Consider the following 24,583-nt stretch of genomic DNA (forward strand, 5'->3'; position numbering starts at 1 on the left):
AGATTTGGCGATGAGCATCGACACGCTGCGCGACGAGATCCTGGTGTCCAGCCTGCCCAACGTCGTTTTCGACGGCTGGAGCCTTCAGGCACTGCGCGACGGCACCGAGATGGCAGGGCACGAGCCGTCGGCGCTGCTGCGCGCCTTCCCCGGCGGCGTCACCGACGCGGTCGAGCATTTCGCAGATTGGACCGACCGCCAGATGCTGGACCGGCTGGAAGCCCAGCCGATGGCCGAGATGAAGGTGCGCGAGCGCATCTCCCTCGCCGTCCACACCTATTTCGCGGTTCTGGAGCCCTATCGCGAAGCCAAGCGCCGGCAATTGTCCTATCTGGCGATGCCGCAGAACGTGACGCTCGGTCTGCGGCTGCTTTACCGCACCGTGGACGCCATGTGGTTCGCCGCCGGCGACACCTCCACCGACTACAACCACTACACCAAGCGGGCGCTGCTGGCGGCGGTGGTCAGTTCCTCCACCTTCTATTGGCTGGACGACAAGTCGGACGACCATGCGGAGACCCGTGCGTTCATCGACCGCCGGCTGGCCGACGTGATGGCGGTGGGCAAGGCGACCTCGTCGGTCGGCAAGCTCGGCTCGATGCTGAACTTCCTTCCCAACCCCCTGCGCTTTGCCCGACAGATGCGCCAACGCACCACCGGCGCCCAGGCGAGCAACGCGACGATCCACATGGCTGAGAATATCTGAGGGGGTAACTGTTCCTCTCCCGGCTCGGGAGAGGGACTATCCCGCCGTAACGGGCTTCTTCCGCATTGCCTTAGCCGCCTTCTTCGCGGCGGCTCGCAACGCCGCCTCGAACCCCGACCGGGCCCAGGGCAGCAGTTCGTCGCGGTCGTCCAGCGCCGAATCGGGCGGCGGGTAGTAGGACAGGGTGGTCGGCTTGTCCGGCATCGGCCGGAAGGGCTCCAGGCCCAGCTCCGCGAATGCCGCGCGGTTCACGTCATCCGCCTTGAAATACAGAATCTCGTCGGCGATCAGCGCGAAGGTCAGCCCGTCGATGGACAGGCCGTAGCCGCCGAACATGCGGCGCGCCCGCACATCACCCAACGGCGCCATCATCTCGCAGAGCGTGGCGACATATTCGCTGGGCGGTTGGGTGGGCATGTGTGGGAGACGGTTACTTCTTGCGGAAGGCGTCCAGGGCCACGACCTCGCCGCGCTTCGGCTCCTCGGCCGGGGCGCTTTCCTCCGCCTTTTCCTCGGCACGCTCGGCGGCGGCGCGGGGCGGCATGGTCGAGACCTCCGCCGATTCGGCGGCGGCCAGCGGCTGGAACTGCAGGGCGAAGTTCACCGACGGGTCGGCGAAGGTGGTGATGGCGGCGAACGGAATCACAAGCCGCTCATGCACGTTGTTGAAGCTCAGCGTGACCTCGAAATGGTCGTCCGTCACGTCCAGCCCGTAATACTGGAACTGCAGGACGATGGTCATCTCGTTCGGATACTGGGAAGCCAGATAATCCGGGATTTCGACGCCGGGGAAGCCGGTGCGGAAGGTCAGGTAGAAATGGTGATTGCCCGGCAAGCCGCGCTCGGCAACCTCCGTCAGCGCGTCGCGGACAACGCCGCGCAACGCGGTCTCGACCATACGGTCATAGCGGAGCTGCTCTTTCGGCATGCTTGGGCGGGTCCCTGATAACGCGATCGGTCTGGCGTCCCGCCTTGGCCCTATGGCCGGCACGAAACGCTGGAAAAGAGAGGTGTGGGCCTTCTGTTGCTAGGCGGCCCACGGCCCCACCCTTAGGCGCTAACCCTCGGGGATTAGGTTTAGGCTACCAGCCGCCGTTAGGCAGCGAGGCGAGCCTGAGCAACGTTGTCGTTGGCAACTATTGCAACGGCCCGATAACGGCGGAACCATGCCGAGCGAAAACCATGCCTTTACCACGCGTGTCGATCCTATTTCGCCCCCAACGACCCCGGTCAACGAGTCCGGTGTATGGTTGGTGGAGGCGCCGGGTACCGCCCCCGGGTCCACAACGCTTATTCCACAAGGCGTTTATCGCCATAGTCGGCGAACCGACGACGGGAATATAGGCACTCCGGCCCGGCAAGGGAAGGGGGTGTGTGCATGATCGCCGAATGCGCCGCGTTGACGCGGACAGGATCGTTCGTTCACCGTTCCCGACAGCCACGCGGTCTGGTAAGACAGCCGGCACCGTAACCCCGGAGTCACCATGCCGATCACGCCCGAGCAGCGCGACGAAATCGATCGCCTGCGCGCCGTCACCGCCACCACCCGCCGCGCCACCGTCCCGGCGCTGGAAGAGATCCTCTATCAGCCGCTGGAGGTTCTGGACCACGGCTTCGTCCGCGTCATCGACTATATGGGCGACGATTCGGCGGTCGTGCAGGCGGCGCGCGTGTCCTATGGCAAGGGCACCAAGAAGGTCAGCGAGGATTCCGGCCTCATCAAGTATCTGATGCGCCACCGCCACTCGACCCCGTTCGAGATGTGCGAGATCAAGTTCCATGTGAAGCTGCCGATCTTCGTCGCCCGCCAGTGGATTCGCCACCGCACCGCGAACGTGAACGAGTATTCGGCGCGCTACTCCATCCTCGACCGCGAATTCTACGTGCCGGCGCCGGAACAGCTTGGCGCCCAGGCCGTGGTGAACCGCCAGGGCCGCGGCGACGTACTGGAGGGCGAGGAGGCGGCCAACGTCATGCGGCTGCTGCGCGAGGATTCCGAACGCGCCTACAGCCACTATGAAGAGATGCTGAACCACCGTGAGGACGGCAGCGTCATCGACCCGACCCGCCAGGGTCTGGCGCGCGAACTGGCGCGGATGAACCTGTCGCTGAACTACTATACGCAGTGGTACTGGAAGGTCGATCTTCACAACCTTCTGCATTTCCTGTCGCTGCGCGCCGATGCCCACGCCCAGTACGAGATCCGCGTCTATGCCGACGCGATGCTGGACGTGGTGAAGCGCTGGGTCCCGGCGGTCTACGAGTCCTTTACCGAATACCGCATGGGCGGCGCCCACCTGTCGCGCACCGGGTTGGACGTGGTGAAGCGGCTGCTGGCGGGGGAGCCGGTGACGCAGGAGGCCAGCGGCCTGTCCAAGCGTGAATGGCGTGAGCTGATGGACCAGCTCGGCCGCACCGAAGCATAAGACGGAACAGAAGACAATGACGCCGGATCAGGCCGAAAGCATCTACCGCCAGGGCCTGATCGCCGCGCAGGCCGGCCGCTGGGCCGAGGCGCAGAACCTTCTCGCCCAGGCCATCACCGCCCGCCCCGGCGTCGCCGTCTGGTGGGCAAATTACGGGCTGGTGCTGGAAAGTCAGGGCGACGCTCTGGGGGCGGCGCAGGCCTATGCCGGGGCGCTGAACCTTGATGACGGCCTCGCCATGGCGATGGACGGCATGCTGGTGATGGCGGAGACGCTGGCCAATGCCGGGCGCGCCGATCTGGCGGAGGGTTCCTACCGCCGCGCCATCGCGCTCAGCCCCGCCACGCTGGCCGCGCTGGTGAATGCCGGCAATTTGCTGCGGGCGCAGGCCCGCAGGGCCGAGTCGACGGCGCTGCACCGGCGCGCGGCGATCCTGGAACCCGACAACTGGATCCCGCCCTACAACATCGGCAACGCACTGGCCGAGATGAACCGGCCCGGCGAGGCCGACCGCGCCTATCGCGCCGGGCTGTGCCTGGAGCCGTCGCGGGTGGAACTGTGGGCCAACCGCGCCAGCCGGTCTCTCGCACCTCAGGCCCGCATCGGCGAGGCCTTGGCCGCGCTCGACCGCGCCCTGCGGTTGGCGCCCGGCGCCGATTCGCTGCACAGCGCCCGGCTGTTCCTGATGCAGTACGACCCGGCGCGGACCATGCCGCAGATCGCGCAGGCCCATGCCGACTGGGGCGCCCGCTATCCCGACCGGCCGCCCGCGTCGGTGGCGGCTCCCTCGCCGAGGCTGCGCGTCGGTTACGTCTCCGCCGATTTCCGTAACCACCCCGTCGGCACGTTCCTGGAGCCGGTGCTGGCCGCCCATGACCGCGGCGCCGTCGAGGCGATCTGCTATTCCAACACCGCCAATCCGGACGCCGTGACGGCGCGGTTGCGCGGACTGGCGGATGGCTGGGTCGACAGCGCGGCGATGGACGATGCGGCCCTGCTGGAGCGCATCCGCGCCGACGGCATCCACATCCTGGTCGATCTGGCCGGCCACACGCTGGGCAACAGGCTGGGCGTATTCGCCCGGCGGGCGGCGCCGGTGCAGGTCACCTGGGCCGGCTATGTCGGCACCACCGGCCTGCCGGCGATGGATTACCTGATCTCCGACCCGCGGCAGAGCCCGGAGGGGGCGGACGGCTGGGCCATCGAGGGCATCGTCCGCATGCCCGACGCCTATGTCCCCTGGTCGCCGCCGGCCGCCGCGCCCGCCGTGGCGCCGTTGCCGATGATCGCGCGCGGCGCCCCGACCTTCGGCTCCCTGAATGCCCTGCCGAAGCTGAACGCGCAGGTCGCGGCCTTGTGGACCCGTCTGCTGGCGGCGGTGCCTGGATCGCGGCTGCTTCTGCGCACGCCCGGCCTGGACGACGCGGAGTTGCGGGCGCGGACGCTGGCGCTGTTCACAGCCGCCGGCGCCGACGCGGACCGCATCGATTTGCGCGGCGCGGCCCTGCATGCCGAATTCCTGGCGACCTATGGCGAGATCGACGTCGCGCTCGATCCCTTCCCCTATTCGGGCGGGCTGACGACGCTGGAGGCGCTGTGGATGGGCGTACCGGTGGTGACGCTGGGCGGCGACCGGTTCTGCGCCCGCCATACGGTGACGCACCTGACCTCCGCCGGGCTTCCGGCGCTGGCGGTCGAGGGGGCGGAGGCCTACATCGCCATGGCGGCGGCGCTGGTGTCCGATCCGGACGGGCTGGCGAGCATCCGCAGCCGCCTGCGCGACCGGCTCGCCGCCTCACCGGCGCTGGACGGCGTGCGCTTTACCCGCGCGCTGGAGGCCGCCTTCGGCGCCATGTGGCAGCGCGCCGCGGCGGGGCAGGGGCGGGCGTCCTTCGCCCTGAACTTCGACTGAGGTCAGCCCCGTCGGCGACCGCTTCAGTCGCGGTCGTAGTCGTCCCGGTCGTCGTCTTCCTCTGCCGCTTCGGCGGCGAGGCGGCGCTGGTTGGCCAGCATGTCGAGCGCGCCCTGCAGGATGTAGGCGGCGGCCATCTTGTCCACCACCTCGTCGCGGCGCTTGCGGGTCATGTCGGCCTCGCCGATCATGAAGCGCTCGACGGCCGAGGTGGACAGCCGCTCGTCCCAGAAGGCGATCTCGGCCTCCCAGCCCAGCAGGTCGGGGCGTTCCAGCAGGTTCTTGGCGAAGGCGCGCACCGACTCGGCACGCGGCCCCTCCGTCCCGTCCATGTTCAGCGGCAGCCCGACCACCAGACCGCCGATGCCGTAATCGCGGATGGTCTTGCCCAACTCGCGCGCATCCTGGGTGAACTTGGTGCGCTTCAGCGTGCCGATGGGAGATGCGACGATCAGTCCCGGATCGGCGACCGCCAGCCCGACGGTCTTGGTGCCGACGTCAAGGCCAAGCAAACGTTGGTTTTTGCCCAGCCGGGCCGCGAGTTCGGAGAGGGTATGGATCATGGTCCGACCATAAGGCCGCAGCCTTGTCACTGCAAGATCGCTTGAGTTGTTGTAAAAGATACTTATTCTTCTAAGTATGAGCAGCGCACTCTCCCTTACCGCCCTGTCGAACCGGCCGCTCGCCGACGCCGACATCCCCACCATCTGCGGGTTCCCACGCACCGCGGAGGAGCTGTATTTCTTGTTCCCGCGCGCCGTCTGGCCGCTGACTCCCGATCAGGTCCGGGCGACGCTGGGGCTTCGCCGCGATCCGACCGTGGTTACCCTGACCGAGGATGGGCGGGAGCGCGTGGTCGGCTATGCCAACTACGCCACCTTCGAGGATGGCCGCACCGCCAGCATCGGCAATGTCAGCGTCGATCCGACCCTGCGCCGCCGCGGCATCGCCGAATATCTGGTGCGGACGATGATCGACCGCGCTTTCGATCACCACCACCTGCCCGAACTGACGCTTTATTGCTTCAGCACCAACACGCCGGGCCTGCTGCTTTATGCCAAGCTCGGCATGATGCCGATCGCGCTGGAGACGCGGGTGACGCCCTGGGGCGAACCGATCGCACTGTTCAAACTGCGCATGGACCGTGCCAGCTGGCGCTCGGCCGCCCCCATCGCCGCCTGACGTGGCGCCTTCTGAGCGGTGGAGTGGCCGCAATCGTTGCGGTGCGCGTGCGCGGGTGATAGCTTCGCGGCCGATTTCCAATGTTTTGGAAGAGAGTAGAGGCATGTCGCTCGACAAGGCCACGGTGGCCAAGATCGCGCATCTGGCCCGCATCAAGGTGCCGGACGAGGAACTGGAATCCCTGGCTGGGGAACTGAGCCAGATTCTGACCTTCGTGGAACAGCTCAACGAGGTCGACACGAAGGACGTGCCGCCGATGACCAGCGTCGCCGCGCAAAAGCTGCGCCGCCGCAAGGACGAGGTCACCGACGGCGGTTACGCCGCGCAGGTCCTGTCGAACGGTCCGGAAACGGCCGAAGGCTTCTACGTCGTGCCCAAGGTGGTCGAGTGATGACGGCGCTCACGCATCTGACGATGGCGGAGGCCCTGGATGGCCTGGCCAAGAAGGAGTTCACCGCGGTCGAGCTGACCGAGGCGCATGTGCGCGCGGTCGAGGCCGTACGCCCCTTCAACATCTTCATCACCGAGACGCCGGACGCCGCCCTGTCGATGGCCAAGGCCAGCGACGAGCGCCGCGTGAAGGGCGAGGCCGGTCCGATGGACGGCCTGCCCATCGCGGTGAAGGACCTGTTCTGCACCAAAGGCGTGCCGACCACCGCCGGCAGCCATATCCTGGACGGCTTCAAGCCGGAGTATGAATCCACGGTGACCTCCCAGCTGTGGCGCGACGGCGCCGTCATGCTGGGCAAGGTGAACCTGGACGAATTCGCCATGGGCTCGGCCACCATCACCGCCCACCAGGGCGAGACGGTCAGCCCGTGGAGCCCCGGCGCGCCGGGCGCCTGGGAGAAGAAGATCGTCGCCGGCGGCTCTTCGGGCGGTTCGGCCGCGGTCATCGCCGCGCGTGCGGCGCTGGGCGCCACCGGCACCGACACCGGCGGCTCGATCCGCCAGCCGGCCGGCTACACCGGCACCGTCGGCATCAAGCCGACCTACGGCCGCTGCTCGCGCTGGGGCATCGTCGCCTACGCCTCCTCGCTGGACCAGGCCGGGCCGATGACCCGCACGGTCGAGGATGCGGCGATCATGCTGCGTTCCATGTGCGGCTTCGACCCGAAGGACTCCACCTCCGTCGACATGCCGGTGCCGGACTTCCGCGCCGCGCTGACCGGCGACATCCGCTGCCTGCGCGTCGGCATCCCGAAGGAATACCGGGTGGAGGGCCTGTCGCCGGAGATCGCCGCGCTGTGGGACCAGGGCATCGCCTGGCTGAAGGAGGCCGGCGCCGAGCCGGTCGAGGTCAGCCTGCCGCACACCAAATACGCGCTGGCCGCCTACTACATCATCGCCCCGGCCGAGGCGTCGTCCAACCTCGCGCGCTATGACGGCGTGCGCTACGGCCTGCGGGTCGAGGGCGGCAACCTCAAGGAAATGTACGAGAACACCCGCGGCGCCGGATTCGGCAAGGAAGTGCAGCGCCGTATCCTGATCGGCACATATGTGCTGTCGGCCGGCTATTACGACGCCTACTACAACAAGGCCCGTCAGGTGCGCACGCGCATCAAGTGGGACTTCGACGAGGCGTTCAAGAGCTGCGACGTCATCCTGACGCCGACCGCGCCCAGCACGCCCTTCGCCATCGGCGAGAAGATGGACGATCCGGTGCAGATGTACCTGAACGACGTCTTCACCGTTCCGATCAACCTCGCCGGCCTGCCGGCGATGTCGGTCCCGGCCGGCCTGGGCGCCGACGGCCTGCCGCTCGGCCTGCAGCTGATCGGGCGCCCCTTCGACGAGGAGACGCTGCTGCGCGTCGGCCATGTCGTCGAAAAGGCCGCCAACTTCACCGCGCTTCCGCCCTTCATGGCGTGACGCGGACGACGTGACAGCGAAAGGGCCGGCTCGCAGGAGCCGGCCCTTTTCGTTTGGAGTATCGTCAGCCGACACTTGCCCATCACGCCCCGCCGATCCCCTGCACATAGGTCTCGCCGGTCTTCGGATCGATATTCTCGCCCGTGCCCGGCGTGCCCGGCGGTGCTTCGTCCTTGTCGCTCATCGGCTCGACCGCCGGCTTCACCGGGATCGGCTTGGTCGCCGGGCGATCACTGCCGGACCGGTCGTTGCCAGACCGGTCGTTCTGCGGCAGATCGGACCTGTTGTCTTCGGCCATGGCGGCATTCTCCCTCCGTTGACTGGCTTCACCTCCACCAACAGGCCGCCCGCCGCTTCGTCACCCTGCGCCGCCACTATTCGGCGGCCTCCAGCGCCACCCGCGCCAGTTCCAGCAGCTTCCTGTCCACCTCGGCGGCGTCATAGCCGGGGCTGTCGGCCAGGGAGTCGCGCAGGCGCATGGTGATGAACTCCCCGGTGTGGTGCTTCTCGTAAAGGCGGACGTCGCCCAGCGCCTTGGCGACGCGGTGCAGCCTGTCGCGATCCATCTTGCCCTCCCGTCTTGGTCACCCATCTTGATCACTGCTGTGGCAACAGCCGGGCCGCCGTATCATTCCTGTGCGTTGAGTTCCCCTTGCGCCGTACTGCGCATGGATGCCGGAACAGAACGCGGCTCTCCGGCGTCCCTGTTCATGGCGGCAATCACTGGCGATTGGGGGCGAAGGCATGGACCCGGGACACGATCATCGGCGCGAACTGCTCACCCGCGTCCGCCATGTCGTGGAGCATTACGAGCGCCACAGCACCGCCGGCCCCGCTATCATGCGTGGCGTGCGCTACGACCTCGCGGTGCGGGCGACCGACCTGAACGGCGACGGCTGCCTGTTCCCGGCCTGCAATTGCGCAAAGGCGGATTGCGCGGAGCGGGCGGGCTGTACGCCGCCTGATGTCGGCGTTTGGATCGAACAGGCCAAAAAAGAAAACCGCCCCCGGCGCGAACCGGGAACGGCTTTCGAATGATGCAGAACCGACTGCGGCGCCCGTCGCCGGACGCCGCGAGGCAACATCAAACCGAGTAGTACATCTTGTACTCGATCGGGTGCGGCATGGTCATGAAATCATTGAGTTTTTCTCACTTCACGGCTTAAGCCGCGCCCACAGGTACACCGGGGAGGTACACCGGAACGGCCTGTCGGCGCCCGTGAGTGAGGGCATCCGGTGCTTCACGTCCAACGTCGGGGCGATGGGTTCAGGTGGCGGCGCAAGGTGCCTGAGGGCCTGCGTTCGCGGTTTGTTAAGCGGGAACTGGTGGTGTCCCTGCGGACCAAGGATCGCGCTACGGCCATCGTCAGGGGACGGAGGCTGACCGCGGTTGCCGACAGGTTGTTCGCCAGCGCCATGACCGATACCGCTCTCACCACCGACAGGATCAACGCCATTGCCCGCGATTGGCTGGCGAAGGAACTCGACGCGGCGGAACGCGATTTGGAGAAGGTCAGGGCAGGGGAAACCCTCTATGCCGCCCCCGATCCCGAGATTGAGCCGATCCAGGCCGACTTGACGCTCTTGTCCGACCTGATCGGTGACAGCCGGGAGGCGCTGGCCGTCAATGACTACAGGCAGATTGAGGTTGTGGCCGATGAACTCTTAGCCGCAGGCGGGCTGTCGGTGGATCGGGCAAGCGATGCCTATGGGCGGTTTTGCCGCACCCTCCTTCGGGCGCAGGTGGAGTTGCTGAACCAAACCAAGGCCCGGCGGGTGGGCGACTATGGACACCCCGCCCGTGATCCGCTGTTCGCCTTGCCGCCCGTAGCGACCACCCCAGCCCTACCGGTTGATCGCACACCCCAATCCATGGCACTGGCGGAGTTGGTGGAAGTCTACGCCGAAGCGAAGGTCAGGGATGGGGAATGGAAGGGCCGCACTCTTACCAACACCAAGCCGAAGCTAACCCGCTTTGCCGAAATCCTGAACAACAAGACGGTTGATGACCTCACTCGGGATGATGTCCGTGACTGGCGCGATGCGCTGGCCGATATGGAGTTGTCGAACAACACCATCATCCAGAACTTCAAGTACGTGAACGCTATGCTCAATTGGGCGAAGATCGAGGGGAAATGCACCATCGACAGCCCGTTGAAGGGACTGGCGCCCAAGGCGGATGACGCGGACCGTGACGCCTATACCCCCGCCGACCTGAAGGTGCTGTTTCACTGCCCGCTCTACACCGGCCATTGGCGGGCGGATCGGCGGGAGAGGCCCGGCGGTGTTCTGGTGAAGGATCATAAGTTCTGGCTGCCGCTGATTGCCCTTCATTCGGGCTTGCGGGCTGAAGAGGCGGCGAAGCTGAAGGTGACGGACCTGCGGCAGATCGAGGGCGTCTGGTGCTTCTCAGTGGAAGACACGAAGACCGCGGCAGGAACGCGCATCGTCCCGGTGCATCCGCGGCTGATCCGGCTCGGCCTGTTGTCCCACCACGAACAGGTGTTCAAGAAGGGCGCCGGTCCCCTGTGGCCCGAGATAAAGCCGAGTGCCGATGGGCGCTATAGCGAGAAGTTCTGTGCGTGGTGGTCGCACTTCAGGCACTTGGTCGGGCTTGGCCGCTCCGGTCTGAAGTTCCACAGCTTCCGCCACACCTTCATATCCAGTTTGCAGGTTGCCGGGGTGCCGGAAACACTCAGCGGGCAGCTTGCCGGTCATGTGGTCAACGTCGGCATCACCTACGGAGTCTATGGCGGAAAGCTACTCTCGGCACCCGAACGCTTGGCCCTGATCGAGAGGCTGGATTTCGGCGTTGACCTCTCGCATCTGGAACCCGCCGGGTGACAAGGGCAGGGAGAAATCTACAGCGGTGCTACGTGAAGGAAGGGCGGAACAACAACCGAACAACAGCACTTTAACCCCATTGTGCGAAGTGTGATTTCCTGAGGGGGCGGGGGAGGGCGAGAGTGTCTTCCGGTCCCTTGGGACTCCTAACCCCCCTGCCGTCCCTAGATCACGCATCGGCCCCAAGGATGCGGTAGACGCTGGCACGGCCGATCCCGAGTCGCTTGGCTATCTCACTGGCGCCCACGCCCTGCGTCTTCAGAGCCATTACGTCTTCGGCCTTGGCCTGTGCCGTGGGCTTGCGTCCCTTGTATTTCCCTTCCGCCTTGGCCTTGGCGATGCCCTCACGTTGACGTTCAAGCATAATGTCCCGCTCAAACTCCGCCACGCCGCTAAGGACGGTCAGCATCAGCTTGCCTGTGGGGGTGCTGGTGTCGATGCCCATGTTCAGGATGCGCAGGGATGCGCCCTTGGCCTTCAGGGCGTCGAGGATCGTCATCAGGTGGGCGACAGAGCGGGCCAAGCGGTCGAGCTTCGTCACTACCAGGGCATCCCCTTCCCGGATGAAGTCGAGGGCAATGGCAAGCTGTTCCCGGTTCGCCACGTCCACAGAGGACACCTGTTCCTGAAACAGCCTCTCGCACCCTGCGGCCTGAAGGTCGCGGACCTGTGCCTCAATGCCGGCCTTCTGGTCGAGGGTGCTGGTGCGAGCGTAGCCGATCAACATGGCCTGTTCCGTCCCAAGTGTCTCAATGAACCCTTAGATGTTATCGCCTCGCCGTCTCAAAATAGCAAGGGGGTACTTTATTGAGGCAGCTTTGGCGTGGGTGCGAGACGACTCACAGGGGCACGGTCTATTGGGACGCGTGAGGTATTTAGCCCTCAGGGCGCTTGCTGAGTGCGGTCCAAGCTTCGGGCGGTCAAATTTCTACGTAGAGGCAGATTGGATGTTCGACCGACTCGCTTTGATCAGGTCGTATACCGGCAAGCCGCAGGGTTGCATATCCCGTTACACTGCACCGCTCCAAGATCGACTATTTGTCGCTTTGATCTTGTACAACGGGAAACTCCAAAATATCATACCTTCTTCTGCATATCGAAGAGACGGCTGTGAGCGTCATCAGGTATGCTTATTCCAAAATTTCGAACTGCTCGGTGTGCAAATGAGTGTAATGGCACCTATAGGTATTCGCTCCATAGAAGCTAACAAGCTTTTTGGATATTATACGTACCAGCTTCCGGGAGAAGACGAAGATAAAGACTTATCTAACTTCTTTATACTTTATGGAGATAATGGTTCTGGCAAAACAACAATTCTCAGGTTAGTACATAATCTATTAGTTCCAGAGTCTATGCCTGGCGCTCGATCTTATATTGGACGGACGGCATTTCAGAGTATTTGTGTTAAGCTCAGCGATGGATCAAAAGTTTCAGCGATCAGGGCAGAGGGAAATATTACAGGTAATTACGATATAGTGATAGAAAGACCGGAGAGTGATTCTCGTGTTTTTCCTATGGTTTTAGATCCAAACACTCAAACAGTTACAGTTGGTGTTGAGCCAGTCATAGAGGCGCTAAAAGAGTTTAATGTCTACATGTATTTCCTTTCTGATGATAGGAGAACGGTAGATCCATATATTAAGAAAGGTGCTGATGCCAACTACATCTGGATACGCGATGAACACGGAAAGATCGTGGATCGTGTGCCGCGCCCTAACGGAGAAAGTTCGCATCATTTAGATATTGAGCCGATGCTTGCCAGAGTGTCTTCGACTGCTCGCCGGAATGCTCTAAAGGGCTCAAATCGGGGAGAGGAGGATGCTGCTACAATCTACAAGCAAGTTGTTGCTCGTATCTCTACGCCTGAGACCTACACAGATGGAGAAAAGACTGAAACTTCTCAAAAACTCATTGAAAGAATAAAAGAGATTGGAAACATAACTCAGAAGTTTGCGGAATACGGACTTACGTCCTCTTTTCCTGCCGATGATTTCCTTGAGATGATTAACAGCGCTAAGGTAAACGATAGAAACCTAATAGGTCGAATTCTTCAGCCTTATGTTGAGGGTGTTGAGGCGCGAGTTCGTGCTCTGCAATTAGTCTACGATATGATGAACAGATTTGTGTCTAATGCTAACTTCCTTCTTCATCCGAAAAAGGCAACGTTTACGCTTGCCGATGGTATCAGAATACTTGATGTAAGAGGAAAGCCGATCAAATCTAATAACCTCTCGTCGGGAGAAAAGCAGCTTCTGTTAGTATTCTGTCATTCCGTTCTAGTCAGAAAAGCTGGAAGTATCTTTATAATAGATGAGCCGGAGCTTTCTTTGAATATAAAATGGCAAAGAGAGCTATTGACGCGAATGTCTGCGGTCGCAGGAGATGCTGCGGTACAATTTGTTCTAGCGACACACTCTCTTGACGTTCTAGCACTGCATAGAAGCAGCACGGTATACCTCGAGAATTTGAACAATGAGCAAGAAGACAATGGTTTGCGAGATGAAGAGAGTGAAGACGACGGTGGAGAAGATGACGAAGAGCCGCTCCAGGCTTCCTAGCCAATACCTATTTACCGTCGAAAGGCTTGTAGCGACTTATCTCTACGAACCAAAGCTGAGGGATATATTTGTCGAGGGGGTCAGCGATGCCGCAATAATCGCCGAATATCGTTCGGCCAATTCTTTGGATAAGCTGAAGATATATAATATCAATGACGTGTATATTCCTTCTGAGCTAGTTAAATTCTCATTCGGTTCAGGAAACCGTGGGCGACTTGTCGCTCTTGCCCATGCCATTTCTGAAGAGGTTCCTGTGCCTCCCGAGAACGTGGTGTGTTTAGCTGATACTGATCTTGATGAGGAAGTGACTGAAGCACCTGCTTGTGATAGGCTCTGGTTTACAGAACATACTTGCCTTGAGGCAGGGGTGTTTTCTATGGAAACACTAAGGTGGTTATTCTCCACCTATTTTTGTAAGCCAGCCAGCACTGAATGTCTCGAGGATGTGATCTCTATCTGTTTGAGATTGTACTACATCAGATCATTCAAGCAGAGCAATTGCCGAGAAATAAAATGGATTTCTCCCGATGATAACCTTTCAATTGAAGCGGGTCGAATCAAATTCGATCAGAAAGGCTATTTGGTAAAGCTCTTGCAATATCAGGGTCAAAAGGCCCTCTTGTCATCTGCAGATGATTATATTTCTGAGAAAGTAGAAAACTTCGTCGGAGACATTAGATCTCGAATACATAAAGACGACTTTTTTGTTGTGACATGCTGGTTCGGAAAGAAATTAGGTTGCAGTCACGAACTGTGTAAAAGCGAAGTATTTAGTAGGGTTGTATTGTCTCATTTGCGACCTGATGCTATGGAGCACATATCGCATTTCCGGAAAATTCGAGAGTGGGCTTGCGGATAATATAGCATTTAGAAACAAATCACATAAAATGAAAATATATATTCGTTATCTATTGGACCGCATTGGTAATGGAGTGCGCGAAGATCCATATCGCCACTCCATTACTGCGTAAAACTACTCTTTTCTAAATAGATAATGTCGAGAATTTCAGCGAACGTTCTGTGAAGTATGGATGCTTTATTTGATAAGAACTGAATAGTAACAGCCGACACCACCTGAGGTAGCTGGAGAGTTACTTAGTTTCTCTTTACGGCTCTTGAGATCTGATTTTCGAGCTATTAATTCAACCACCCTTTGAGAACCCGCAATTCACCCACCCTTAGGAAGACGGCGTAGTGCCGCCTCCCAGGACCAGGGCATCGGAGAAACCGGTGAGCGGGCCAACCCACTCTCAAAGGACGAACAACGACATGTACATTCCGAAGATTTCCACCCTCCGCCGGGAACCCCTCTGGCGGGACAAGCAAGGCGTTACCGTGGCCGCTATGGCGGAACGCTGGCGTATAGCCGATTCCACCCTGAGGGCGCTCTTGGATCACCACGGGTTCCTAGAGACGGTGCCCTATGGCGGACAACAGCGAAGGGCACTGGTGCCGGACAATGTGTTCCATGCTGAGTACGGACATAATGTCATCCCCGGTAAGGGGTCAGGGGTATTCCAGGGGGATAAATCAACAATCATCTTCCCTGTCTTCTATGAAGAGGTGTTGGATAATATCTGGTGGTGTCTGGACTACCCAGGGATCACTGAAGCGGTTTCCAACATTGATAATAAGAAGTGGCGATTGAACTATCTCATTAGCGACCATGGATACCTACCGAATACCGAAATAGCCTTGCTGTCCGGTTATACGGTTAATGGTGTGTCCGTAGCGAGGCTTCGGAGGCAGGGGGAGCAAAGGGAGATGTTGGTAGCCTGAGGGCTATAATAACTTACGAACCAACTTTTCCCCTCAGTCACTCCAACGCCACCAAGGCCGCATTGTCCGCAGCAGGCCGCAGGGCTTCAGTGAAGGTCTGGAGCACCTGAAACGCTGTTGCAGCCGACACCAGATCACTGCGGCGATACGCAGCGAACACCTGGGCCAAGGTAGCCCGAACCTCCTTCGCCTTTTCCGTCCGGGAGAACATGGCGACCAGAAGGGTCTGTTCTTTGTTCAGGTAGAAGGCTGTTATGGGGCGGCCACCGCGAGGACCGCGGTTTGCAGTCATCGCCTGCAAACTCCCGAAACCCTCTAGCTCGGCCCGGTTCGGCCAAATCACGTCACTGCGAATGTTCGTCGGTCGGGCCATACCACGGGCTGCCGCAGGCGCTATGGGTTGCGGGGCAACTCCCCAAAACCCCGAAGCTGTCAAACTCTGATACGCTTGCTGGGGTTTATCGGCTGTGCCGAGATAATCCCAATGCCTTCAATCACTGCCGTGTTCGGTGAAACCGTGGTCGGGATACCCGCTTGCTTGGTCAGTAACACGGCTTACGGCTTGTTCAGATAGTAGGCCGTAGCCGAGCGCCCTCCTTGGGCACCGGAGGTTTGCGGCACTGTGGCGCAAACTCCAGGCTCGGCCACGCAGCCCGGATTTGTTCGTACCGTGCGAATAACCCTGAGATGGGCCAATGGGACTTCGTGCGGCTTGATAAGCTTACGAATGTCGCGGGGCCTCCGCGTACCGTGGCAGTACGCAAGGGACCGAACGCCTGCACAGCCTCTTCGTGGTTGCTGATCAGTCGCCGGATTTGGATGGACAGCATCCGAATGACAGCCAAGGTTTGCGTTCTAAGGACGCAAAATGCCAATATTGATCCGACCTGGGAGCATCGGCGCCAATCACCACCTTTTCACGGACCGCGTGAAAAACCTGAATGCCCCTACAGGATTGTTGTCGTGGTCAAGCTCTCGTCAGGAAGCCCATGGGCGAGTCGCAGAAGGCCCTTAGCGTGTGCGTGGCTACATTGGTGGCGGCGATGGTTGGGCCGCTGTAGCAAGTCCCTGAGGGCGCCTAGGAGCCTCCCCTTCACCCCCATCACATAGCCGCCCTCCTTGCGGATCGCAGGCAACACGTCCCGCGTTACCCGATCCTGAAACTTTCGGGCCTCGGGCTTGTCCGAACACATCACCATTCGGTAAAGGCCCGCCTCTGAAACCACGGTAAGCCCACGGGTCGGCCAAACATGTATCGGATCTATGTTTGACCGGGGGACCACACACTTTTCATCGGCGGAAATGCCGCGGGTGTAGGTTCCCGCGTCTGCATGAACTTCAGGCCAAGGTAATAGGCCACATCCTGCCCTACGAACCAAGGCGCCACGTCGATTTCAACGGTGCGGATGCTGATCGGGCCGGCGGAAGCTGGGAACACGAAGCTGTGAACGTTGGTCATGGTCGGCATGGGGCCAACATCAACCGCATTGACCTTTAGCCCCTACTTGCGAAGTGCCTTTTCCAAGAGGGCCAGGGGCTGTGGGTTCCATCTGGAGTCCCCAGCCTTCTCGTTGCTGATCCAGGCCCACCGGGAGCCGCAGCAACGCCCGCTGAGTCGTTCGGGCTGGTGTCGGCTGCATCGGTAGCGGTCAGGGCAACTCGCACCAGGGCGCCCATCCGAGAGGCATTCCATGGGCATGGAGAGAGGCGCCAATAGCCGCAAAGAAAAAAGGCCCCCCGGTTTCCCAGGGAGCCTCTTGACTGGGTACACCGGGCCGGTACACCCTCCGTTTCCGAAGTGATGAAAGGCCCAGCGTTTCCAACGACCAAATCAAACCGAGTAGTACATCTTGTACTCGATCGGGTGCGGCATGGTCTCGAAGGCCATCATCTCTTCCGTGCGGAGGTCGATGTAGCCGTCGATCATGTCTTGCGAGAAGACATCGCCCTTGCGCAGGAACTCGTTGTCCTCGCGCAGAGAGTTCAGGGCTTCGCGGAGCGAGCCGCAGACGGTCGGGACCTTGGCCAGCTCTTCCGGCGGCAGGTCGTACAGGTTCTTGTCCATCGCGTCGCCAGGATGGATCTTGTTCTGGATGCCGTCCAGGCCGGCCATCAGCATGGCGGCGAAGGCCAGGTACGGGTTGGCCGACGGATCCGGGAAGCGGACCTCGACGCGCTTGCCCTTCGGCGAGGCGACGTACGGGATGCGGCAGGAGGCCGAACGGTTGCGGGCCGAGTAGGCCAGCAGCACCGGAGCCTCATAGCCCGGGACCAGACGCTTGTAGCTGTTGGTCGACGGGTTGGTGAAGGCGTTCAGCGCCTTGGCGTGCTTGATGATGCCGCCGATGTAGTACAGCGCCAGCTCCGACAGGTCGGCGTACTGGTTGCCGGCGAACAGCGGCTGGCCGTCCTTCCAGATCGACTGGTGGCAGTGCATGCCCGAACCGTTGTCGCCGAAGACCGGCTTCGGCATGAAGGTCGCGGTCTTGCCGTAGGCGTGGGCGACGTTGTGCACCACGTACTTGTAGTACTGCATGTTGTCGCCGGTGCGGACCAGCGTGTCGAACTTGATGCCCAGCTCGTGCTGGGCGGCGGCCACCTCGTGGTGGTGCTTCTCGACCGGAACGCCCATCTCGGCCAGGACGCTCAGCATCTCGGCGCGCAGGTCGTTGCAGCTGTCGACCGGAGCGACCGGGAAGTAGCCGCCCTTGGTGCCCGGGCGGTGGCCCAGGTTGCCGTCCTCATAGTCCTTGCCCGACGAGTAGGAACCCTCGTCCGAAGCGAACTCGTACGACACCTTGTTCATGTCGACGGAGTACTTCACGTCGTCGAACACGAAGAACTCGGCTTCCGGACCGAAGAAGACGGTGTCGCCGATGCCGGCCGACGCCGTGTACTTCTCGGCGGCCTTGGCGATGCCGCGCGGGCAGCGGGCGTAGGCGCCGCCAGTGCCCGGATCATAGACGTCGCAGAGGATGTTCAGCGTCGGCTGGGCGGCGAACGGATCCATCACGGCCGTCGTCGGGTCCAGCTTCAGGATCATGTCCGACTCTTCGATGCCCTTCCAGCCGGCGATCGAGGAACCGTCGAACATGATGCCGTCTTCGAACACGTCTTCGTCGATGGTCGAGACGTGCTGGGCCGTGTGGTGCAGCTTGCCGCGCGGGTCGGTGAAGCGCAGGTCCACGTACTTGACGTCGTGTTCCTTGATCAGGTCGAAGACCTTGCTGATGTCGGACATGTCTCTTTTTCCACGCTTTAAGAGGGTTGGATCCCGCTGCGTCAAGCCGCTGCCCAGGCCCCTTCGGGGCCCTGGCGGCGGAGGGCGGCGCTCGCGGCGGACGTTATCTCACGCCTTTCTTCCCCGCACAACGCGCCAACCCAAAAAGTCGCACGTTCGCCATAGGCGGCCATCGGCCGTTCGGCGAGGTGTGCGGCCGGGGCCGGCATGAGGTGATGGGGAAAGCGGCGCATGTTGGCGGATTCTGGTCGGGAGGGTGCCGGTCGGAAGGAAGGAGCCGGTGGACGATGCTATCCGGGCGCGATCAAATCGCGTCGGCGCCCTTCTCCCCGGTGCGGATGCGGACCACCTCCTCCACAGGCGTGACGAAGATCTTGCCGTCGCCGATGCGGCCGGTATGGGCGGCCTGCTGGATCGCCTCGATCGCCCGCTCCACCAGGGAATCCTCCATCACCACCTCGATCTTCACCTTCGGCAGGAAGTCCACGACGTATTCCGCGCCGCGGTAAAGCTCCGTGTGGCCCTTCTGGCGGCCGAAGCCTTTGGCTTCGGTGACGGTGATCCCCTTGATCCCGACTTCGTGAAGGGCTTCCTTCACCTCGTCGAGCTTGAACGGCTTGATGATGGCTTCGATCTTCTTCATGGGTCTCTCGTGTACGAGGTGCCAACGCCGGCAGGCACCGTCCACGGCACTGCCGACAGCGACGACGATAAGCATGGAGCGTGCCACATTCGGCCGATCCGATCCGGCGGCATCGACGCTGGTCATAAGACGGTCGGGTGCCGTCCAATGGGGCAGGGTGCTGCCGAAGGATTCGGCGGAGTGAACAATATTTGTGCAATTGGCGCAAGTGCTCCGCGCTGGCGAGGCTGGATGGCGGCTCCGGACGGGCGAAAGTGGGGCCTTGCCGCCCCGAAATACGTTTTTTCATTTTTCGTGAAAAAGGTGCTTGACCGGAAAGCCGAGCTGGAGGATAACGCGGCTCCCGACGGCGGAAACGCTGACGGCGGCGGTGGTAGCTCAGTTGGTAGAGCCCTCGGTTGTGGTCCGAGTGGTCGTGGGTTCGAGTCCCATCCATCGCCCCATCTTCCCTTTTCTTTCTTCCGAAAATCCGTTCTTCTTATCGTCCGCACGGCTGATTGGCCGTTTCGCGGGCGTTCATGCTTGTCTGCATCGTGCTTTCCAGGCAAAGACGCTGCCCACGGGTAGAGTGGGGGCGCGAATGTTCGCCCTAGAGAGTTGGCCCGCAAGGGAAGGCAGCGCCGGGGGAATGGGGGATGGATGAGCTTCTGTCCGTCGCGGAGATGTATCGGGCCGACCAGATGGCCATTGCCGCCGGGGTGCCCGGCCCGGCCCTGATGGAGGCCGCCGGCGCCGCCGTGGTCCGCGCCGTGTGCGAGCGCTGGGCGCCGCACCCGACGGCCGTGCTCTGCGGTCCCGGCAACAATGGCGGCGACGGCTTCGTCATCGCCCGGCTTCTTCTGGAGGCGGGCTGGCCGGTGAGGCTGGCCCTGCTCGGCACGCGTTCGGCGCTGACCGGCGATGCGGCGGTCGCGGCGGAGCGCTGGCCTGGCCCGATCGAGGCGGCCGATCCCTACATCCTCAAGGGCAACCCCCTGGTCATCGATGCGCTGTTCGGCGCCGGCCTGTCCCGGCCGCTCGACGGCCTCGCCCGCGCGATCGTCGAGGCGATGGAAGGTCGCACCGTCGTCGCCGTCGATGTGCCGAGCGGCCTTCACGGCGACAGTGGCCGGGTGCTTGGTGCCGCTCCGCAAGCGGCGCTGACCGTCACCTTCTTCCGCCGCAAGCCCGGACATGTGCTGCTGCCCGGCCGCACGCTGTGCGGCGAAGTAGTGGTCGCCGACATCGGCATCCCGGAGCGGGTGCTGGACGGCATCGCCCCGCAGACCGCGGTGAACGAGCCCTCGCTGTGGCACCACCGCTTCCCCTGGCCTACGCTGGACGGCCACAAATATGCGCGCGGCCATGCCGTGGTGCTGGGCGGCGCGCGGATGACCGGCGCGGCACGTCTGGCCTCGGTCGCGGCATTGCGCGCCGGCGCCGGGCTGGTCACCATCGCCTGCCCGCCGGAAGCGTTCCCCATCTATGCCGCCGGATGCGCCAGCGTGATCGTCGATCCGCTGGAGGATGACGGCGCGTTCGCCCGGCTGTTGAAGGACCCGCGCAAGAACGCGGTGCTGATCGGTCCGGGGGCGGGCAGGGGGGCGCAGACCCGCGCCGCGGTGATGTCCGCGCTGGACGCGCGCCGGGCCTGCGTCCTGGATGCCGACGCGCTGACCAGCTTCGCCGAGTCGGCCGACGAGCTTCTCGACCGGCTCGACAAGCGCTGCGTCCTCACCCCGCATGAGGGGGAATTCGCCCGGCTGTTCGGCGATTCGGTCGGCATGGACGGCGACAAGCTGTCGCGGGTGCGGGCCGCCGCCGCGCGGTCTGGCGCGGTCGTCGTCCTCAAGGGAGCGGATACGGTGGTCGCCGCCCCCGATGGCCGCGCCGTGGTGAATGTCAACGCACCGCCCGATCTGGCGACCGCCGGCACCGGCGACGTGCTGGCCGGCATCGTCCTGGGCTTGCTGGCGCAGGGAATGGATGGGTTCGAAGCCGCCTGCACCGCCGTCTGGCTGCATGGGGAGGCAGCGCGTGCGCTCGGCCCCGGCCTGATCTCCGACGATCTGGCGGGGGCGCTGCCCGGCGTTCTGAAGGCGCTGAAGGCGCAGGGTTGAGGTCTGCCAAGACCGGACCATGGGTCGACGTCCGCGGTACCCCTGACGACGGCGTTCGCGCGCCCTCTTGCGGCGGCGCTCCGGTCGGGCCAGACTCCGGGGCATGAGCGACGCACCCGACACCACCACTCTGGAGCCTGTGCCGCCATCCCAGGCCGCGCAGCCCAATTTCTTCGACCGCGCGCTGGACAACCTGCGCACCCGCTGGCGCGAGATCGCGGCGTCGGCCCGCGGCGCCGTCGGCGCGCCGCCGCGCACCCATCTGCCGAAGGAAGACGCCGAGCGCCTCAAGGAGCAGATCGAGGCCTGCCTGGAATCGCGCGGCGGCGAGGTTTCGGCCCGCGCCCGCGCCGCCCAGCTCGGCCGCACCTATCTGGCGCTGGATCCCCAGGGTCGGCGCAACTTCCTAGTAATGCTCGCGCGCGACTTCGACGTCGACCGCGATGCGGTGATGGACGCCATGGCGACCTTCCAGGCCGCCGCCGACCCGGTGGCGCGCGGCCATGCCGAACGGGCGCTGCGCCGTGCGCTGGAACCGCCGCGCCTGCGGCTGCTCACCCAGTTCAACGCCCTGCCGGAAGGGGTGAAGTTCCTGGTCGACCTGCGCGCAGAACTGATGGAGATGGCGCGCGGCGAGCCGCTGCTGCAGGCGCTGGAAGACGATCTGAAGAACCTGCTGCGGGCGTGGTTCGACGTCGGTTTTCTGGAGATGCACCGCATCACCTGGGACAGTCCTGCCTCACTGCTGGAAAAGCTCATCAAATACGAGGCTGTGCACGAGATCAGCGGCTGGCAGGACCTGAAGGACCGGCTCGATTCGGACCGGCGCTGCTTCGCCTTCTTCCACCCGCGCATGCCGCACGAGCCGTTGATCTTCGTCGAGGTGGCTCTGGTCCAGGGCATGTCGGACAATGTGCAGGCTCTGCTCGACCCCACCGCGCCGGTCTGCGATCCCAAGAGCGCGGACAGCGCCATCTTCTATTCGATCTCCAACGCGCAGGTCGGGCTGGCCGGCATCAGCTTCGGCAATTTCCTGATCAAGCGGGTGGTCGACGGGCTGGCGACCGAGTTCCCCAACATCAAGTGCTACGCCACCTTGTCGCCGATCCCCGGTTTCCGTCGCTGGTTCGACCGGTCGCTGGACCGCGACGGCGACGCCCTGCTGACCAACACGGAGGCCGAGCGCATCGCCGAACGGCTGGCCGAGCTGGAACAGGCCGACGATGTTGAGGCGACCACCGAAGGCGGCGTCGGTACCGACGAATCGCCGCTGCTCGTCCGCGCTGTCTCCCGTCCCGGCTGGGCGGAGGATGAAGAGCTGCAGAAGCAGCTGCGCGGCCCGCTGATGCGGATGTGCGTCCATTACCTGACAAGTGTGCAGGAGGCGAGGGGGCATGGTCGTGCCCGCGCGCTCGACCCGGTGGCGCATTTCCACCTGACCAACGGCGCGCGGATGGAGCGGTTGAACTGGCTGGCCGACCGCTCGGCCAAGGGGCTGAAGCAGTCGCTGGGAATGATGATCAACTACCGCTACCGGCTGGGCGAGATCGACGCCAATCACGAGGCCTACACCGGCGAGGGACGCATCATCACCTCGTCCGCGGTGCGGTCCCTGGACAAGGCGGGGAGCAAGGCGGCGGGAAAGGCCGGCGGCTGACGCGAACAGAGCGGGCCTCACTCTCTTGAGTGGGGCCATTTTGCCTGTTTGCTTCCGGCGCGCTGTGCTATAGACCGGACTTCGCCGGCGGTCCGGCGGGTGTTTGCGCACCCGTCGCGGCTGCCTTTGCCATGAACGCGGGCGTGGCGGAATTGGTAGACGCGCTGGATTTAGGTTCCAGTGACTTCGGTCGTATGGGTTCAAGTCCCTTCGCCCGCACCATGGCAACACCTTGGACCGCATGGACAACACGGATTCGGGCCGCCCGGACGGGCGCCGCCGGGCCGGAACAACGAGATAGGCTTTCGTTCCGATGAACATCACCGAGACCAGCACCGACGGCCTCAAGCGCGAATTTCAGGTCGTCATTTCCGCCAAGGACATCGAAGAGAAGGTGAACGGCAAGCTGGAAGAGCTGCGCCGCACGGTCCAGCTGCCGGGCTTCCGTCCGGGCAAGGTGCCGGTCACCGTGATCAAGCAGCGCTATTTCGGCGGCGTGCTGTCCGAGGTGCTGGAGGACGCCATCTCCGACAGCTCGCGCCAGGCGCTGAGCGAGCGCGGGCTGCGCGTCGCCCTGCAGCCGAAGATCGAGGTCGAGAAGTACGAGGACGGCGGCGACCTCACCTACAAGATGGCGGTCGAGCTGCTGCCGGACGTCGAGCCGGGCGACTTCTCGGGCATCGAGCTGGAGAAGCCGGTCGCCGAGGTCACCGACGAGTCGGTGGAAGAGGCGCTGACCCGTCTGGCCTCGGCCCACTCGACCCAGGCCCCGGTCACCGAGGACCGCGCCGCCGAGACCGGCGACATCGCCGTGATCGACTTCGCGGGCAGCGTCGACGGCGAGGCCCTGCCGGGCATGGACGGCAAGGACTATCCGCTGGAGTTGGGCGCCGGCCGCTTCGTGCCGGGCTTCGAGGAGCAGCTGGTCGGCGCCAAGGTCGGCGAGCACCGCACCGTCAACGTCACCTTCCCGGAGGACTACCCGCATGAGCGCCTGAAGGGCGCCGCGACGGTCTTCGAGGTCGACGTGAAGGAGCTGCGCAAGAACGTCCCGGCCGAGGTCAATGACGAACTCGCCAAGGAGTTCGGCATGGAGAGCCTGGAGAAGATGCGCGAAGCCATCCGCGACCGCATCAAGGGCGAGTATGACGGCCTGTCGCGCCTGCGCGTGAAGCGTCAGCTGCTCGACAAGCTGGCCGAGGCCCATTCGTTCGAGGTGCCGGCCGGCATGGTCGACATCGAGTTCGAGGGCATCTGGGCCCGCCTGCAGGAAGAGCTGAAGAACGGCACCGCCGGCGAGGACGCCAACAAGTCCGAGGACGAGCTGAAGGCCGAGTACCGCTCGATCGCCGAGCGCCGCGTCCGCCTGGGCCTGCTGCTGTCGGAAGTCGGCCGCCGCAACAACATCCAGGTCACCCAGGACGAGGTGAACCGCGCCCTGATCAACGAGGCCCGCCGCTTCCCCGGTCAGGAACGTCAGGTGTTCGAGTTCTTCAAGCAGAACCAGCAGGCGCTCGAGAACCTCCGCGCCCCGATCTTCGAGGACAAGGTCGTCGACCACATCCTGGATCAGGCCAAGGTGACCGAGAAGACCGTCAGCGTCGAAGAGCTGAGCAAGGACGAGGACGAGGCGGGCAGCGAGTCTGCGGCAGCCTAACTCCCCG

The 24,583-nt window shown here is 63.1% G+C and carries 25 protein-coding genes, 2 tRNA genes and 1 other RNA gene; 16 read left to right on the top strand and 12 right to left on the bottom strand.

Annotation, left to right across the window (positions count from 1 at the left end):
* Window positions 1-10: 10 nt before the first annotated feature.
* A complete protein-coding gene (locus FZ938_RS09765) occupies window positions 11-706 on the top strand; it encodes a COQ9 family protein (protein WP_149198314.1) in 696 nt (231 codons plus the stop codon).
* A 36-nt stretch (window positions 707-742) separates the two neighbouring features.
* Here the strand turns inward: FZ938_RS09765 and FZ938_RS09770 are convergent, their stop codons facing one another.
* From FZ938_RS09770 to ssrA, 3 genes are all read right to left on the bottom strand, one after another.
* Window positions 743-1,123, bottom strand: coding sequence for a TfoX/Sxy family protein (locus tag FZ938_RS09770; protein WP_149198315.1), 381 nt, complete (start codon window positions 1,121-1,123; stop codon window positions 743-745).
* Window positions 1,124-1,136: 13 nt separating this feature from the next.
* Entirely contained in the window at window positions 1,137-1,634 is a 498-nt protein-coding gene (locus tag FZ938_RS09775; RefSeq protein WP_149198316.1) for an SspB family protein, read from the bottom strand.
* An 81-nt stretch (window positions 1,635-1,715) separates the two neighbouring features.
* Window positions 1,716-2,076, bottom strand: a transfer-messenger RNA (tmRNA) gene (gene ssrA / locus FZ938_RS09780).
* Window positions 2,077-2,190: 114 nt separating this feature from the next.
* On the opposite strand from ssrA, the gene thyX reads away from it, so the two are divergent.
* Together thyX and FZ938_RS09790 are read left to right on the top strand one after the other, a co-directional pair.
* A complete protein-coding gene (gene thyX / locus FZ938_RS09785) occupies window positions 2,191-3,132 on the top strand; it encodes an FAD-dependent thymidylate synthase (RefSeq protein ID WP_136704260.1) in 942 nt (313 codons plus the stop codon).
* Window positions 3,133-3,148: 16 nt separating this feature from the next.
* Window positions 3,149-5,044, top strand: coding sequence for an O-linked N-acetylglucosamine transferase, SPINDLY family protein (locus tag FZ938_RS09790; protein WP_149198317.1), 1,896 nt, complete (start codon window positions 3,149-3,151; stop codon window positions 5,042-5,044).
* 23 nt (window positions 5,045-5,067) lie between these two features.
* Here the strand turns inward: FZ938_RS09790 and ruvX are convergent, their stop codons facing one another.
* Entirely contained in the window at window positions 5,068-5,607 is a 540-nt protein-coding gene (gene ruvX / locus FZ938_RS09795; RefSeq protein WP_149198318.1) for a Holliday junction resolvase RuvX, read from the bottom strand.
* Between the two features lie 76 nt (window positions 5,608-5,683).
* Between ruvX and FZ938_RS09800 the strand changes: the two genes are divergently transcribed.
* From FZ938_RS09800 to gatA, 3 genes are all read left to right on the top strand, one after another.
* Window positions 5,684-6,226 (top strand): GNAT family N-acetyltransferase, encoded by a 543-nt coding sequence (locus FZ938_RS09800; protein WP_149198319.1) that lies wholly within the window; start codon window positions 5,684-5,686, stop codon window positions 6,224-6,226.
* 103 nt (window positions 6,227-6,329) lie between these two features.
* Window positions 6,330-6,617, top strand: a complete 288-nt coding sequence (gene gatC / locus FZ938_RS09805; protein ID WP_014248134.1) for an Asp-tRNA(Asn)/Glu-tRNA(Gln) amidotransferase subunit GatC — start codon at window positions 6,330-6,332, stop codon at window positions 6,615-6,617.
* Window positions 6,617-8,098: an Asp-tRNA(Asn)/Glu-tRNA(Gln) amidotransferase subunit GatA gene (gene gatA, locus FZ938_RS09810; RefSeq protein WP_149198320.1), complete on the top strand. Its 1,482-nt coding sequence runs from the start codon at window positions 6,617-6,619 to the stop codon at window positions 8,096-8,098. The genes gatC and gatA overlap by 1 nt, the downstream gene beginning before the upstream one ends.
* 82 nt (window positions 8,099-8,180) lie before the next feature.
* Here the strand turns inward: gatA and FZ938_RS09815 are convergent, their stop codons facing one another.
* Both FZ938_RS09815 and FZ938_RS09820 read right to left on the bottom strand, forming a co-directional pair.
* A complete protein-coding gene (locus tag FZ938_RS09815) occupies window positions 8,181-8,396 on the bottom strand; it encodes a hypothetical protein (protein WP_149198321.1) in 216 nt (71 codons plus the stop codon).
* 76 nt (window positions 8,397-8,472) lie between these two features.
* Window positions 8,473-8,664, bottom strand: coding sequence for a hypothetical protein (locus FZ938_RS09820; protein ID WP_149198322.1), 192 nt, complete (start codon window positions 8,662-8,664; stop codon window positions 8,473-8,475).
* A 178-nt stretch (window positions 8,665-8,842) separates the two neighbouring features.
* Between FZ938_RS09820 and FZ938_RS09825 the strand changes: the two genes are divergently transcribed.
* A complete protein-coding gene (locus FZ938_RS09825) occupies window positions 8,843-9,136 on the top strand; it encodes a hypothetical protein (RefSeq protein WP_174757246.1) in 294 nt (97 codons plus the stop codon).
* Between the two features lie 198 nt (window positions 9,137-9,334).
* Window positions 9,335-10,942 carry a DUF6538 domain-containing protein gene (locus FZ938_RS09830; protein ID WP_343075092.1) on the top strand — a complete coding sequence of 536 codons (1,608 nt, stop codon included), beginning with the start codon at window positions 9,335-9,337 and terminating at the stop codon, window positions 10,940-10,942.
* A 169-nt stretch (window positions 10,943-11,111) separates the two neighbouring features.
* Here FZ938_RS09830 and FZ938_RS09835 read toward each other — a convergent pair whose 3' ends face one another.
* Complete coding sequence (locus FZ938_RS09835; protein WP_149198324.1) at window positions 11,112-11,669, bottom strand: recombinase family protein; 558 nt, start codon at window positions 11,667-11,669, stop codon at window positions 11,112-11,114.
* A gap of 220 nt (window positions 11,670-11,889) precedes the next feature.
* Here FZ938_RS09835 and FZ938_RS09840 point away from each other — a divergent pair, with 220 nt between their 5' ends.
* The 3 genes from FZ938_RS09840 to FZ938_RS09850 all read left to right on the top strand — a co-directional run bounded on the left by FZ938_RS09840 (window position 11,890) and on the right by FZ938_RS09850 (window position 15,279).
* Complete coding sequence (locus FZ938_RS09840) at window positions 11,890-13,500, top strand: AAA family ATPase (protein ID WP_174757248.1); 1,611 nt, start codon at window positions 11,890-11,892, stop codon at window positions 13,498-13,500.
* Entirely contained in the window at window positions 13,472-14,359 is an 888-nt protein-coding gene (locus tag FZ938_RS09845; RefSeq protein ID WP_149198326.1) for a hypothetical protein, read from the top strand. Before FZ938_RS09840 ends, FZ938_RS09845 begins: the two co-directional genes overlap by 29 nt.
* Window positions 14,360-14,769: 410 nt before the next feature.
* On the top strand, window positions 14,770-15,279 hold the full coding sequence (locus tag FZ938_RS09850) for a hypothetical protein (protein ID WP_149198327.1): 510 nt from the start codon (window positions 14,770-14,772) through the stop codon (window positions 15,277-15,279).
* Between the two features lie 37 nt (window positions 15,280-15,316).
* Here the strand turns inward: FZ938_RS09850 and FZ938_RS09855 are convergent, their stop codons facing one another.
* From FZ938_RS09855 to FZ938_RS09870, 5 genes are all read right to left on the bottom strand, one after another.
* The gene (locus FZ938_RS09855; protein ID WP_149198328.1) at window positions 15,317-15,571 is read right to left on the bottom strand and encodes a Rha family transcriptional regulator; all 255 of its coding nucleotides are present in this window, start codon (window positions 15,569-15,571) and stop codon (window positions 15,317-15,319) included.
* Window positions 15,572-16,226: 655 nt separating this feature from the next.
* Window positions 16,227-16,562 (bottom strand): BRO-N domain-containing protein, encoded by a 336-nt coding sequence (locus FZ938_RS31520; RefSeq protein WP_425492018.1) that lies wholly within the window; start codon window positions 16,560-16,562, stop codon window positions 16,227-16,229.
* Window positions 16,541-16,747, bottom strand: a complete 207-nt coding sequence (locus FZ938_RS30795; protein ID WP_211101044.1) for a BRO-N domain-containing protein — start codon at window positions 16,745-16,747, stop codon at window positions 16,541-16,543. The genes FZ938_RS31520 and FZ938_RS30795 overlap by 22 nt, the downstream gene beginning before the upstream one ends.
* Window positions 16,748-17,110: 363 nt before the next feature.
* On the bottom strand, window positions 17,111-18,520 hold the full coding sequence (glnA, locus tag FZ938_RS09865; protein WP_109086114.1) for a type I glutamate--ammonia ligase: 1,410 nt from the start codon (window positions 18,518-18,520) through the stop codon (window positions 17,111-17,113).
* Between the two features lie 304 nt (window positions 18,521-18,824).
* Window positions 18,825-19,163 carry a P-II family nitrogen regulator gene (locus FZ938_RS09870; RefSeq protein ID WP_012974531.1) on the bottom strand — a complete coding sequence of 113 codons (339 nt, stop codon included), beginning with the start codon at window positions 19,161-19,163 and terminating at the stop codon, window positions 18,825-18,827.
* Between the two features lie 367 nt (window positions 19,164-19,530).
* Here FZ938_RS09870 and FZ938_RS09875 point away from each other — a divergent pair.
* From FZ938_RS09875 to tig, 5 genes are all read left to right on the top strand, one after another.
* Window positions 19,531-19,606 (top strand) — tRNA-His (locus tag FZ938_RS09875).
* A 192-nt stretch (window positions 19,607-19,798) separates the two neighbouring features.
* Window positions 19,799-21,262, top strand: a complete 1,464-nt coding sequence (locus FZ938_RS09880; protein WP_149198330.1) for an NAD(P)H-hydrate dehydratase — start codon at window positions 19,799-19,801, stop codon at window positions 21,260-21,262.
* 103 nt (window positions 21,263-21,365) lie between these two features.
* Window positions 21,366-22,919 carry a malonyl-CoA decarboxylase gene (locus tag FZ938_RS09885; RefSeq protein WP_149198331.1) on the top strand — a complete coding sequence of 518 codons (1,554 nt, stop codon included), beginning with the start codon at window positions 21,366-21,368 and terminating at the stop codon, window positions 22,917-22,919.
* A 137-nt stretch (window positions 22,920-23,056) separates the two neighbouring features.
* Window positions 23,057-23,141: transfer RNA gene (locus FZ938_RS09890), tRNA-Leu, on the top strand.
* A 91-nt stretch (window positions 23,142-23,232) separates the two neighbouring features.
* Window positions 23,233-24,576 carry a trigger factor gene (tig, locus tag FZ938_RS09895; RefSeq protein WP_149198332.1) on the top strand — a complete coding sequence of 448 codons (1,344 nt, stop codon included), beginning with the start codon at window positions 23,233-23,235 and terminating at the stop codon, window positions 24,574-24,576.
* The last annotated feature ends 7 nt before the right edge of the window (window positions 24,577-24,583 follow it).

The sequence above is a fragment of the Azospirillum oryzae genome, from assembly GCF_008364795.1.
In the GTDB taxonomy this organism is placed as follows: domain Bacteria; phylum Pseudomonadota; class Alphaproteobacteria; order Azospirillales; family Azospirillaceae; genus Azospirillum; species Azospirillum oryzae.

Bases quoted from the DNA above. Each gene is read 5' to 3' on its own strand.
- FZ938_RS09765 (WP_149198314.1), top strand. From the start codon at position 11: ATGAGCATCGACACGCTGCGCGACGAGATCCTGGTGTCCAGCCTGCCC.
- FZ938_RS09770 (WP_149198315.1), bottom strand. From the start codon at position 1,123: ATGCCCACCCAACCGCCCAGCGAATATGTCGCCACGCTCTGCGAGATG.
- FZ938_RS09775 (WP_149198316.1), bottom strand. From the start codon at position 1,634: ATGCCGAAAGAGCAGCTCCGCTATGACCGTATGGTCGAGACCGCGTTG.
- thyX (WP_136704260.1), top strand. From the start codon at position 2,191: ATGCCGATCACGCCCGAGCAGCGCGACGAAATCGATCGCCTGCGCGCC.
- FZ938_RS09790 (WP_149198317.1), top strand. From the start codon at position 3,149: ATGACGCCGGATCAGGCCGAAAGCATCTACCGCCAGGGCCTGATCGCC.
- ruvX (WP_149198318.1), bottom strand. From the start codon at position 5,607: ATGATCCATACCCTCTCCGAACTCGCGGCCCGGCTGGGCAAAAACCAA.
- FZ938_RS09800 (WP_149198319.1), top strand. From the start codon at position 5,684: ATGAGCAGCGCACTCTCCCTTACCGCCCTGTCGAACCGGCCGCTCGCC.
- gatC (WP_014248134.1), top strand. From the start codon at position 6,330: ATGTCGCTCGACAAGGCCACGGTGGCCAAGATCGCGCATCTGGCCCGC.
- gatA (WP_149198320.1), top strand. From the start codon at position 6,617: ATGACGGCGCTCACGCATCTGACGATGGCGGAGGCCCTGGATGGCCTG.
- FZ938_RS09815 (WP_149198321.1), bottom strand. From the start codon at position 8,396: ATGGCCGAAGACAACAGGTCCGATCTGCCGCAGAACGACCGGTCTGGC.
- FZ938_RS09820 (WP_149198322.1), bottom strand. From the start codon at position 8,664: ATGGATCGCGACAGGCTGCACCGCGTCGCCAAGGCGCTGGGCGACGTC.
- FZ938_RS09825 (WP_174757246.1), top strand. From the start codon at position 8,843: ATGGACCCGGGACACGATCATCGGCGCGAACTGCTCACCCGCGTCCGC.
- FZ938_RS09835 (WP_149198324.1), bottom strand. From the start codon at position 11,669: ATGTTGATCGGCTACGCTCGCACCAGCACCCTCGACCAGAAGGCCGGC.
- FZ938_RS09840 (WP_174757248.1), top strand. From the start codon at position 11,890: ATGTTCGACCGACTCGCTTTGATCAGGTCGTATACCGGCAAGCCGCAG.
- FZ938_RS09845 (WP_149198326.1), top strand. From the start codon at position 13,472: ATGACGAAGAGCCGCTCCAGGCTTCCTAGCCAATACCTATTTACCGTC.
- FZ938_RS09850 (WP_149198327.1), top strand. From the start codon at position 14,770: ATGTACATTCCGAAGATTTCCACCCTCCGCCGGGAACCCCTCTGGCGG.
- FZ938_RS09855 (WP_149198328.1), bottom strand. From the start codon at position 15,571: ATGACTGCAAACCGCGGTCCTCGCGGTGGCCGCCCCATAACAGCCTTC.
- FZ938_RS30795 (WP_211101044.1), bottom strand. From the start codon at position 16,747: ATGCCGACCATGACCAACGTTCACAGCTTCGTGTTCCCAGCTTCCGCC.
- glnA (WP_109086114.1), bottom strand. From the start codon at position 18,520: ATGTCCGACATCAGCAAGGTCTTCGACCTGATCAAGGAACACGACGTC.
- FZ938_RS09870 (WP_012974531.1), bottom strand. From the start codon at position 19,163: ATGAAGAAGATCGAAGCCATCATCAAGCCGTTCAAGCTCGACGAGGTG.
- FZ938_RS09880 (WP_149198330.1), top strand. From the start codon at position 19,799: ATGGATGAGCTTCTGTCCGTCGCGGAGATGTATCGGGCCGACCAGATG.
- FZ938_RS09885 (WP_149198331.1), top strand. From the start codon at position 21,366: ATGAGCGACGCACCCGACACCACCACTCTGGAGCCTGTGCCGCCATCC.
- tig (WP_149198332.1), top strand. From the start codon at position 23,233: ATGAACATCACCGAGACCAGCACCGACGGCCTCAAGCGCGAATTTCAG.